Here is an 8,568-nt window from a genome sequence, read left to right as displayed (position 1 = left end):
CTTCAGCGCCGTCATCGCCGCGTCACCGCCACCGCCGGCCACCGGAACATCCTTCCAGGCAAAACCTTCCTTCGACAGGTCCTGCTTCAGAACGTTCAGCGCCGCTGCCTCGCCGCCAGACGTCCACCAGTGCAGCATCTGCACTTCCTTCACGTCGGCAGCCTGCGCTGCGCTCAGGCCGGCCATCATCACGACAGCAATCGCTGCCGAGCTCAAAAACTTGCGCATGAATTTCCTCCCATTTGCAAATCGGCGGCGGGACCCTCCCTGCCGCCCGATGTTTTCCACCCATTGTGGCGGTCGACATACGACCGCGCTCCTCCGCGCGGTTGCTAATTTAAAACGTTATAACTCTTTGATCGTCAAGTCCTTTCTCGACTGTCGAGAAAAATATGGTTATTTCGACATGGCATTGAAACTAATAGATATTTTCTGTAAGATTAACAAAACGTAAAAATTTAAAACGTTTTCATTCGTTGATTGCGTGCCGGATTCATCGTGTTATTGTGTCGGCAAATCCACCATGGAAAGCTCAGGGTGACCGAACCGTCCCGGCCGCAACGCGGCGAAAATTTCGATATCGCACACAGGCGCGGCAAGCCGACCTTGCGAACGATCGCCACGATCGCCGGTCTTGCCGTGACGACGGTGTCACGGGCGCTTTCCGACGCGCCGCAGATTTCGCTGGAGACCCGTCAACGCGTGCACCGTATCGCACGCGAGATCGGCTATCTCCCCGACCGGGCCGCGCAGCGTCTGAAGACCGGCCGCACCAACGTCATCGCCATTCTGCTCGATTCGCACGAGGAGGTGGTCGGCTTCAGCACCTCGATCATGTACGGCATCGCCAAGGCGCTGAAAGAGACCGCCTACCATCTAGTCGTCGCACCGAACTTCCTGTCGACGACCGACGTCGAGGCCGCCGAATACATTATCCGCAACCACCTCGCCGACGGGCTGATCTTCACACGCACCGAACCGCTCGATGCCCGTGTCCGCCTGCTGCTCGAAACCGGCTTTCCCTTCATCTGTCACGGCCGCACCGAATTTTCGACGCCGCACCCCTATGTCGACTATGACAATTTCACCTTTGCCTATGAGGCGACGCGCCGGCTGATCGCCAAGGGCCGCAGAAAGGTGGCGGTGATCCTGCCGCCGAAACGGCTGACCTTCTGCCAGCATATTCTGCATGGTTTCATGACGGCGGTGCGCGAAGCAGGCATCGCCTATGAGATCCCCGAAGCCATCGATCTGGATACACCGGCGGGTGTGCTGCGCGACTTCATTCGCAGCCGCGCTGATGCCCCGGATGCTCCTGACGGTTTCATCTGTCCCGGCGAAGTTTCGGCGCTCGCCGTCATCAGCGGCATGAGCGATGCCGGCCGTTTACTGGCCATCGATTACGATATCGTCGCCAAGGAGACATCCCGCCTTCTCAGCCAGTTGCAGCCGAAGGTCGACACGATCCACGAGGACCTGACGGCCGCCGGCGAGGATCTCGGCCGCATGCTGCTGCAGCGCATCAACAATCCGGACGCCGAAGATCTGCAGCTTCTGCTGCCGCCGCAGATCAACTTTCCGGTCGGTTAACCGCTCGGCTGTGACGGCCGACCTCTTAAAACTGTTTGCATGACGCGTGATTTGTCCTAGAAGCACCGCGTAATCCGGTCGCAGCCCACCCGGTCAAAACAAGGGATCCAAAATATGAAAACCATCGTCGTCTGCTCCGGCGGACTGGACTCCGTTTCGCTTGCCCACAGGATAGCCGCGGAAAAACAGCTTATCGGCCTAATCTCCTTCGACTACGGCCAACGGCATCGCAAGGAACTCGAATTCGCCGCGAAGTGTGCCGCACGTCTTTCCGTTCCCCATCATATTATCGACATTGCCAGCATCGGCGGCCATCTCAGCGGATCGGCCCTGACCGACAATGTCGAGGTTCCCGACGGCCACTATGCCGAGGAGACCATGAAAGCCACGGTCGTCCCGAACCGCAACGCCATCATGCTGGCCATCGCCTTCGGTCTGGCGGCAGCGCAAAAGGCAGATGCCGTTGCCGTCGCCGTGCATGGTGGCGACCACTTCATTTACCCCGACTGTCGGCCGGGCTTCATCGACGCCTTCCAGCGCATGCAGAACGAAGCGCTGGAGGGTTATGCCAGCGTGAAATTGCTTGCACCCTATGTCGATGTTCCCAAAGCGGCGATCGTGGTTGACGGCGCAAAACACGGCACGCCGTTTTCGGAAACATGGTCCTGCTACAAGGGCGGCAGGCTCCACTGCGGGCGCTGCGGAACCTGCGTCGAACGCCGCGAGGCCTTCCATCTGGCCGGCGTTCCCGATCCGACGGAGTACGAAGACCGGGACTTCTGGAAAGCGGCCGTGTCGCAACATTCGGCGACGGAGATGCGTTGATGTACCGCATCACCAAGGAGTTTCACCTCTCCGCCTCCCATCAGCTGGATCATCTGCCCGCCGACCATCAATGCGCTCGGCTCCACGGCCACAATTACATCGTGATCGTCGAGCTCTCCGCCGAAAGCCTGAATGATGACGGCTTCGTTCGTGACTACCACGACCTCTCGTCGCTCAAGCGCTATATCGACGAAACCTTCGATCATCGGCACCTGAACGACGTCTTCGGCCATTCGAAAGTCACCTCCGAGTTCCTGGCAAGGCACTTTTACGACTGGTGCAAGCAGCGCTTCCCGGAGACATCGTCGGTTCGCGTCAGCGAGACGCCGAAAACCTGGGCGGAGTACAGGCCGTGAGTGGCGGAACCATTCGCGTCAGCGAGATCTTCGGCCCGACCATCCAGGGTGAAGGCGCCTTGATCGGGCTGCCGACGGTGTTCGTCAGAACAGGCGGCTGTGATTATCGATGTTCCTGGTGCGACAGCCTGCACGCGGTCGACAGCGCCTTCCGCGATCAATGGATTCCGATGTCCACTGAGGCGATCTGGCATAAGGTCACCGAACTCTCCGGGGCAAAGCCGCTGACGGTTTCCCTTTCCGGAGGCAATCCGGCGATACAGCCCTTGAAGCCGCTGATCGAACTCGGCCATTCCGAGGGATATCGCTTCGCACTGGAAACCCAGGGAAGCGTCGCCCAGGGCTGGTTTCGCGATCTCGACGTCCTGGTCATCAGCCCCAAAACGCCGTCCAGCGGAATGCTGACGGATTGGGACCAGGTGGACAACTGTCTGCAACTGGCAGCCGGCGGCCCGGAGATCGCCTTGAAGATCGTCGTCTTCGACGATGCCGACTACGCATTCGCCCAACGGGTGGGTGAGCGCTATCCGCAAATTCCACTGTTCCTCCAACCAGGCAACCATACCCCGCCGCCGCCCGATGACGACGACGCCCGCATCGATATCGACGGCGTGATGGATCGCATGCACTGGCTTGTCGACAAGGTGACGGCCGACCAATGGTTTTCAGTCCGCGTGCTGCCTCAACTGCATGTGCTGCTTTGGGGAAACAAGCGAGGAGTCTGAGCTACCTGCCTTCTGGAAAGGCGAAGACATCGACAGGTTCGCCGAGCCCGCGCAGCGGGAAGGTGCCGAGACTGTCCATCTCCTCGGCGCAGCCCGCCATTTCGACGAAAGCCCGCGACAAGAGCACCGGACGCTTGACCTCCTTGGTCAGGCTTTCCAGCCGCGAGGCGACATTGACCGCCGGGCCGATGACGGTGAAATCCAGTCGCCGGCGTGAGCCGATATTGCCGTACATGACGTCGCCGACATGCACGCCGACGCCGTAGCGCAGCGGTTCGCGTCCATTGCGCGCATGCTGCTCGTTCAGCTGCGCCATCGCCTCCTGCCCTTCGCGGATCGCCTTCAGCAGATCGGTGCAGGCCGTTTCCTTGGTCAGCGGGAAGATTGCCAGCAATCCGTCGCCCATGAATTTCAGGATTTCTCCGTCATACCGCTCGATCGGATCCGACATGGCGTCGAAATAATCGTTGAGCAGATGGATGACGTCGTCGCGCGGCCAGAGATCGGAAATCGCCGTAAAGTCGCGCAGATCGCAGATCATGATCGCCGCGCCGACGGTCGCGCCGCTGCCGCGTGTCGTCACGCCCGACAGGATCTGCTCGCTCGCATGCGGTCCCACATAGGTCTGCAGCAGCGTGCGCGCCATGATGTTCTTCAGCCGGATTTCGCTGACGAGGGTCAGGGCCGGCAGCAGGTCGCGCAGGAAATCGATATGCTCGTTTTCGAAGCCGCCCGGGCGGCTGGTGGAAAATGTCGCGACGTGCCGTTTGCCGAACGTATGCTCGACCGGCCAGGCGATATACTCCGTGAGGCCGTCGTCGCGCAGTTCCTGGTAGAATGAATCCTCCTCGCCGTCGGCTGTGTCTTCCAGCTGTTTGCGCACCTCCTCGGCACCCTGATGGATCGCATTGACGGGGCTCTTCAGGAACTCCGGCGTATTTTCGACGCCATAGGCGAAAGTGTTGATCTTCGCCTCCGCCAGACCCTCTTTCCAAAGGATGCGGGCGCCAATCCATTGCGGATGGTTCGTCCTGAAATGCAACGTCGCGCGCGCCACCGGCACCCCTGATGCCAAAAGCTTCTCGCACATCTCAACCAGGATATTGTCGATGAACCGCTCGCCGCGCGTCTCGTTCACCAGCCAGTCGAGGATCCGTCTCCTGCGGATCGGCCAGACGCCATCATCCGCTTCGACGGTAGTCCCGGCCTTGTCCAAAAGAGACGACATCAAAAACTCCTGCTGCGCCATATCGGTGAGTACTGAATTTGGTTTCAGCTGAATGTGGGCGATAGGGAAGCAAATGATAAGGGGGAAGCGGCGATCAAGCCTCAGAAATCCCAGTCCTCGTCCTCGGTCGCCACTGCCTTGCCGATGACATAGGAGGAGCCGGAGCCGGAGAAGAAGTCGTGGTTCTCGTCGGCATTCGGCGAAAGTGCCGACAGGATCGCCGGGTTGACCTTGCAGGTCTCGGCCGGGAAAAGCGCCTCGTAGCCGAGGTTCATCAGCGCCTTGTTGGCATTGTAATGCAGGAACTTCTTGACGTCCTCGGTCAGCCCGACGCCGTCATAGAGCGCTTCGGTATATCTGGCCTCGTTATCGTAGAGTTCGAGCAGCAGATCGAAGGCAAAATCCTTGATCTCCTGCCTTCTCTCCTCACCGAGCCGCTCCAGCCCGCGCTGGAACTTGTAGCCGATATAATAGCCATGCACCGCCTCGTCGCGAATGATCAGCCGGATCATGTCGGCCGTGTTGGTGAGCTTGGCGCGGCTCGACCAGTACATCGGCAGGTAGAAGCCGGAATAGAATAGGAAGCTTTCGAGGAAGACGCTCGCGACCTTCTTCTTCAGCGGATCGCCGGAGCCGTACTGCTCCATGATCAGCGCCGATTTCCGCTGCAGAAATTCGTTTTCCTCCGACCAGCGATAGGCATCATCGACGTCAGGCGTCGAGCACAGCGTCGAGAAGATCGAGGAATAGGAGCGCGCATGCACCGCCTCCATGAAGGAGACGTTGGAAAGCACCGCCTCCTCATGCGGCGTCGCCGCATCTTCCATCAGCCTGACCGAGCCGACGCCGTTCTGGATCGTGTCGAGCAGCGTCAAGCCGGTGAAGACGCGGATGGTCAGCTGCTGCTCGGCCGGCGTCAGCGTCGCCCAGGAAGGAATATCGTTCGAAAGCGGCACCTTCTCCGGCAGCCAGAAATTGCCGGTGAGCCGGTTCCAGACTTCGAGATCCTTGTCGTCCTCGATGCGGTTCCAGTTGACGGCGCGCACGCGGCTGATCGGCTTTACGGCGATGTTCATGGTGATTATGTCCTCAATAGATCTGATGGCGCTCGGAGCCCCCTCACCCTGCCCTCTCCCCGAGGGGAGAGGGGATGTCGCGCCTGCCGCAGATGTCTTCTCCCCATCGGGGAGAAGGTGCCGGCAGGCGGATGAGGGGGCCATTTGCTCAAAGGCTCGCGGCCGAAATCAACTCACAGCGTACAAGACACGCAGCCCTGCACCTCGGTGCCGGACAGCGCCATCTGGCGGAGGCGGATGTAGTAGATTGTCTTGATGCCCTTCTTCCAGGCATGGATCTGCGCCTTGTTGATATCGCGCGTCGTCGCGGTGTCGCGGAAGAACAAGGTCAGCGACAGCCCCTGGTCGACATGCTGGGTTGCCGCCGCATAGGTATCGATGATCTTCTCCGGCCCGATCTCGTATGCATCCTGGTAGTAATCGAGATTGTCGTTGGTCATGAACGGTGCCGGATAATAGACGCGGCCGATCTTGCCTTCCTTGCGGATCTCGATCTTCGAGACGATCGGATGGATCGAGGAGGTCGAGTGGTTGATGTAGGAGATCGAGCCCGTCGGCGGCACCGCCTGCAGGTTCTGGTTATAGAGGCCGGAGGCCATCACCGCCGTCTTCAACGCGGCCCAGTCTTCCCTTGTCGGAATGTGGATGCCCGCCGTCTCGAACAGCGCCCTCACCTTCTCCGTCGCCGGCTCCCAGAGCTGCTCGGTATATTTGTCGAAATAGTCGCCGGAGGCATATTTCGAATTCTCGAAGCCCTTGAAGCTCGTGCCGCGTTCGACCGCCAAGAGGTTCGAGGCGCGGATCGCGTGATAGGTCACCGTATAGAAATAGATATTGGTGAAATCGACACCTTCCTCCGAGCCGTAGAAGATGCGTTCGCGGGCGAGATAGCCGTGCAGGTTCATCTGGCCGAGGCCGATCGCATGGCTCTCGTCATTGCCCTTCTCGATCGAGGGGACCGAGGAGATGTGGCTCATGTCGGAAACGGCCGTCAGCGCCCGGATCGAGGTCTCGATCGTCTTGCCGAAATCGGCCGAATCCATGGCCGCCGCAATGTTCAGCGAGCCGAGATTGCAGGAAATGTCCTTGCCGAGATATTTGTAGGAGAGGTCATCGTTATAGTCGCTGGCCTCGCTCACCTGCAGGATTTCCGAGCAGAGGTTGCTCATCGAGATGCGTCCGGCGATCGGGTTGGCCCGGTTCACCGTGTCCTCGAACGTGATATAGGGGTAGCCGCTCTCGAACTGGATTTCGGCAAGCACCTGGAAGAATTCGCGCGCCTTGATCTTCTTCTTCGAAATGCGGGCATCCGCCACCATCTCGCGATACTTTTCCGTCACCGAAATCTCGGTGAAAGGCACGCCATAGACGCGTTCCACGTCATAGGGCGAGAACAGGTACATGTCCTCGTTGTTCTTGGCGAGCTCGAAGGTGATGTCGGGCACGACGACGCCGAGCGACAGCGTCTTGATGCGGATTTTCTCGTCGGCATTTTCACGCTTGGTATCGAGGAAACGCATGATATCGGGGTGATGGGCGTTGAGATAGACCGCACCCGCGCCCTGCCGCGCCCCGAGCTGGTTGGCATAGGAGAAGCTGTCTTCGAGCAGCTTCATCACCGGGATGATGCCCGACGACTGGTTCTCGATCTGCTTGATCGGCGCGCCGGCCTCGCGGATATTGGTCAGCGACAGCGCCACGCCGCCGCCGCGCTTCGACAATTGCAGCGCCGAATTGATCGACCGGCCGATCGATTCCATATTGTCCTCGACGCGCAGCAGGAAGCAGGAAACCAGCTCTCCGCGCTGCTTCTTGCCGGCATTGAGGAAGGTCGGCGTCGCCGGCTGGAAACGGCCGGAAATGATCTCGTCCACCATGTCGCGGGCAAGGCCCTCGTCGCCGCGCGCAAGCGCCAGCGCCACCATGCAGATGCGGTCCTCGTAGCGCTCGAGATAGCGCTTTCCGTCGAAGGTCTTCAGCGTATAGCTGGTGTAATATTTGAAGGCGCCGAGGAAGGTCGGGAAACGGAATTTCCTGGCATAGGCCTGGTCGAACAGGTCTCGCACGAAATTGAAGGAATACTGGTCGAGAACCTCCTGCTCGTAATAACCCTCGGTCACGAGGTAATCGAGCTTTTCCCTCAGATTGTGAAAGAACACCGTGTTCTGGTTCACATGCTGCAGGAAATACTGCTTGGCCGCCAAACGATCCTTGTCGAGCTGGATCCGCCCATCCTCGTCATAGAGGTTCAGCATGGCGTTCAGCGCGTGATAGTCGAGCGTTTCCGCCGCTTTCAAAGGGCGTTCGCCGGCGGGATGAGCAAAAGTGTTATGCGGTTTTGCGCCCGCATCCCGCGTCAGAGTTGTTCCCGTGTCCAAAATCGTTCCATCCCGTGTTTGACGTTGGCGACGTCGTCTTCCGTGCCCATGAGCTCGAACCTGTAGAGATACGGCACCAGGCATTTCCGCGAGACCACGTCGCCGGCGAGCCCGTATGTCTCGCCGAAATTGCTGTTGCCCGCGGCGATCACGCCGCGGATGTGTCCTCGGTTTTCCGCATCGTTCAAGAAACGGATCACCTGCTTGGGAACGGCACCCTTGCCGCCGTCGCCGCTATAAGTCGGCACAACAAGCACGAAGGGTTCGTGGATATGGAACGCGTCAACGCCACCGGTCGGAATGCGCGCCGCGCGCAGTCCGAGCTTGGCGACAAACCGATGGGTATTTTCGGATCGGCTGGAATAATAGACGATCAACCCCACCGCTTGT

The 8,568-nt window shown here is 59.6% G+C and carries 8 protein-coding genes and 1 pseudogene; 4 read left to right on the top strand and 5 right to left on the bottom strand.

Going from position 1 to position 8,568, the window contains the following annotated elements; all coding sequences use genetic code 11:
• Window positions 1–228: pseudogene (locus tag ACMUVN_RS32785) on the bottom strand (sugar ABC transporter substrate-binding protein); the annotation flags it as partial.
• 309 nt (window positions 229–537) lie between these two features.
• Between ACMUVN_RS32785 and ACMUVN_RS32780 the strand changes: the two are divergent.
• The 4 genes from ACMUVN_RS32780 to queE all read left to right on the top strand — a co-directional run bounded on the left by ACMUVN_RS32780 (window position 538) and on the right by queE (window position 3,496).
• Window positions 538–1,590 carry a substrate-binding domain-containing protein gene (locus tag ACMUVN_RS32780; RefSeq protein WP_028757121.1) on the top strand — a complete coding sequence of 351 codons (1,053 nt, stop codon included), beginning with the start codon at window positions 538–540 and terminating at the stop codon, window positions 1,588–1,590.
• Between the two features lie 114 nt (window positions 1,591–1,704).
• Window positions 1,705–2,415 carry a 7-cyano-7-deazaguanine synthase QueC gene (queC, locus tag ACMUVN_RS32775; protein WP_414816027.1) on the top strand — a complete coding sequence of 237 codons (711 nt, stop codon included), beginning with the start codon at window positions 1,705–1,707 and terminating at the stop codon, window positions 2,413–2,415.
• Window positions 2,415–2,771, top strand: a complete 357-nt coding sequence (queD, locus tag ACMUVN_RS32770; RefSeq protein WP_028757446.1) for a 6-carboxytetrahydropterin synthase QueD — start codon at window positions 2,415–2,417, stop codon at window positions 2,769–2,771. The genes queC and queD overlap by 1 nt, the downstream gene beginning before the upstream one ends.
• Window positions 2,768–3,496, top strand: a complete 729-nt coding sequence (gene queE / locus ACMUVN_RS32765) for a 7-carboxy-7-deazaguanine synthase QueE (protein WP_414816026.1) — start codon at window positions 2,768–2,770, stop codon at window positions 3,494–3,496. Before queD ends, queE begins: the two co-directional genes overlap by 4 nt.
• Window position 3,497: 1 nt before the next feature.
• Here queE and ACMUVN_RS32760 read toward each other — a convergent pair whose 3' ends face one another.
• The 4 genes from ACMUVN_RS32760 to nrdI form a co-directional block, all read right to left on the bottom strand.
• The gene (locus ACMUVN_RS32760; RefSeq protein ID WP_028757448.1) at window positions 3,498–4,724 is read right to left on the bottom strand and encodes an adenylate/guanylate cyclase domain-containing protein; all 1,227 of its coding nucleotides are present in this window, start codon (window positions 4,722–4,724) and stop codon (window positions 3,498–3,500) included.
• Between the two features lie 101 nt (window positions 4,725–4,825).
• Window positions 4,826–5,800 carry a class 1b ribonucleoside-diphosphate reductase subunit beta gene (gene nrdF, locus ACMUVN_RS32755; RefSeq protein WP_028757449.1) on the bottom strand — a complete coding sequence of 325 codons (975 nt, stop codon included), beginning with the start codon at window positions 5,798–5,800 and terminating at the stop codon, window positions 4,826–4,828.
• Window positions 5,801–5,973: 173 nt separating this feature from the next.
• Window positions 5,974–8,178: a class 1b ribonucleoside-diphosphate reductase subunit alpha gene (nrdE, locus tag ACMUVN_RS32750; RefSeq protein ID WP_414816025.1), complete on the bottom strand. Its 2,205-nt coding sequence runs from the start codon at window positions 8,176–8,178 to the stop codon at window positions 5,974–5,976.
• Window positions 8,157–8,561 (bottom strand): class Ib ribonucleoside-diphosphate reductase assembly flavoprotein NrdI, encoded by a 405-nt coding sequence (nrdI, locus tag ACMUVN_RS32745; RefSeq protein ID WP_028755614.1) that lies wholly within the window; start codon window positions 8,559–8,561, stop codon window positions 8,157–8,159. The genes nrdE and nrdI overlap by 22 nt, the downstream gene beginning before the upstream one ends.
• Window positions 8,562–8,568 lie beyond the last annotated feature (7 nt).

It is taken from the genome of Rhizobium sp. IY2, assembly GCF_047532935.1.
Classification (GTDB): Bacteria; Pseudomonadota; Alphaproteobacteria; order Rhizobiales; family Rhizobiaceae; genus Rhizobium; species Rhizobium anhuiense.
The sequence above is the reverse complement of the archived record's forward strand: the minus strand, read 5'-3'. Positions and strand labels throughout refer to the sequence as shown.